Annotated in this window: 1 pseudogene; it reads right to left on the bottom strand. The window is 65.5% G+C overall.

The annotated features are described in order from the left end of the window. Positions 1–1,940, bottom strand: a pseudogene (locus tag U873_RS0133145) (filamentous hemagglutinin); the annotation flags it as partial.

The following is a 1,940-nucleotide window of genomic DNA, read 5'->3' as shown; positions in this document are numbered from 1 at the left end:
TGAGCGTCAGCTCGCCCTGCTCGGCAATGACCTGCCCGCCCTGGTTGTCGGCAGTTGCGGAAACCTCAAGGCCCAGGCTGGTCTTGGCCTGCAACAGGCCCTTGGCATTATCCAGGCGCTCGGCATTGAGTTGCAGGTCGGCTTCGCGGCTGAGGATCTCGCCGCCGTCGCTGTTTTGCACCTCACCACTGGCGCTGATCAACACCGAATCATTGGCCGCTACCCGGCCCTTCCGGCGGTTGTCCAAGTGTTCGGTGAACAGCCGCAGCCACTGCTGGCTGGAGAGTTCGCCTCCCTGGTTCTCAACCTTAGTGCTGCGCTTGAGCAGCAAGGGGCCAGCGGCAGACAGGGTGCCCTGGTTGTTGATCAAGCGCCCCAGCAGGTCGAGGGTGGCGCCCTGCTCGCCGCTGAAGGTGCCGTGGCGGTTGTCCAGGTCGCGACCGATAAACTGCAGATCGCCGGCAGCGTTGAGCGTGCCGCCCTGGTTGCCCAGGGTCATGGCCTGCAAGGTCAGGGTGGCGGCGCTGTCGATGGAGCCGCCCTGGCTGTTGTCCAGCCGCTCGCGCAGTTTGAGGCTTTGCTCGCCGGCGCTGGAGATCACCCCCTGGTGGCTGTTGTCGAGGCTGGCGGCCTTGACGTCCAGGGTCTGCTGGCTGACCAGGGCGCCGCCCTGGCTGTTGTTCAAGGCGTCGTTGAGGGTGATGTCGACACCGCCCTTGAGGCTGGAGACGGTGCCCTGGTTGCTGTTGTTCAGGCCGATGCCATTGAGGGTCAGGCCCTGCCAGCCCGACAGCAGCCCGCCCTGGTTGTCCAGTTCCGCAGTACCGGTGATCTTCAGGGCCTGTTGCGCCAGCACCACGCCGCTGAGGTTGTCCATGCCGGCCAGCACCAGGGTGCTGTTGCCCTGGCTCGACAGCTCACCACCACTGTTGCCCAGGTGGCCCAGGGTGGCGTTGAGGGAATGCTGGCTCTTGATCAGGCCGCCCTGGCCGTTGCGCACCAGATCGGCATTGAGTTGCAGGTGCTCGGCGCTCAGCAGCTTGCCCTGATGACTGTTATCCAGAGTCCCGGCACTGACCGTCACCTGGCGCTGTCCGCTCAGGGTGCCACCCTGGTTGTCCAGGCTCCGGGTTGCCGTGACCGTCAGATCGCGGCTGGCTACCACGCTCTGGCCATTGTTGTTCAGGGTCTGCGCCGTCAGCGTGACATCGCCGCTCGGGTTGCGACTGTTATCGGCATTGACCCCAGCTTCGATGATGCCGTGGTTGCTCAGTTGGCCACCGCTGTCCAGCTGGATGCTGTCGCGGGCGGCAAGGGTTTTCTGGTTGCTCAGGTCGCCCTGGGTCTGCACCTTGAGTTCGCTGCCGGCATACACCGCACCCTGGGCATCGAGGCTGCCGGCCTTGATCGCCACCGCGCCCTTCTCGGCGCTCGCGTCCGCCATGCGCAACTGGCCGTTGGCATCGAGCTGGATGTCGCCACCGCTGGCGATCAGCTTGCCGTCGAGCTTGACCCCAACCCCAGCCTCGGTGCCCACCAGCTTGATCGCCCCGGCGTACATGCCGCCCAGGGCGCTACTGTCGATGGCCAGTTGCGGTGCATCCGCCGGGTTGGCGGCGCGCGCCGTGGCGTTCAAGGTCTTGGCGTCGACGTCGTTGGCCCCGGCAATCACCGCCAGGTGCTGGGCCTGGATCTCGGCGTTGATCCTGGCGCTGCGGGTGATGATTTCGAACTGGTCGACGTTACTCGCATTGAGCCCCGCGCCTTCGATGGCGACGCTGCCCTGATCCACCTGATAACGCTGGATCTGGCCGTTGTCGATCACCGGCTTGCCGGTGGTCAGGGTGGCTTTCGGGGTGTTGATGAAACCGCAGCCGTTGCAGGTCACGCCATAGGGGTTGGCGACGATCACATGGGCCGACTGCCCGGCCACTTCGGTG

The organism is Pseudomonas sp. PH1b (assembly GCF_000633395.1).
Taxonomy (GTDB): Bacteria; Pseudomonadota; Gammaproteobacteria; order Pseudomonadales; family Pseudomonadaceae; genus Aquipseudomonas.
Note: the sequence above shows the minus strand (reverse complement) of the source record. Positions and strands in the feature narration are given on the sequence as shown.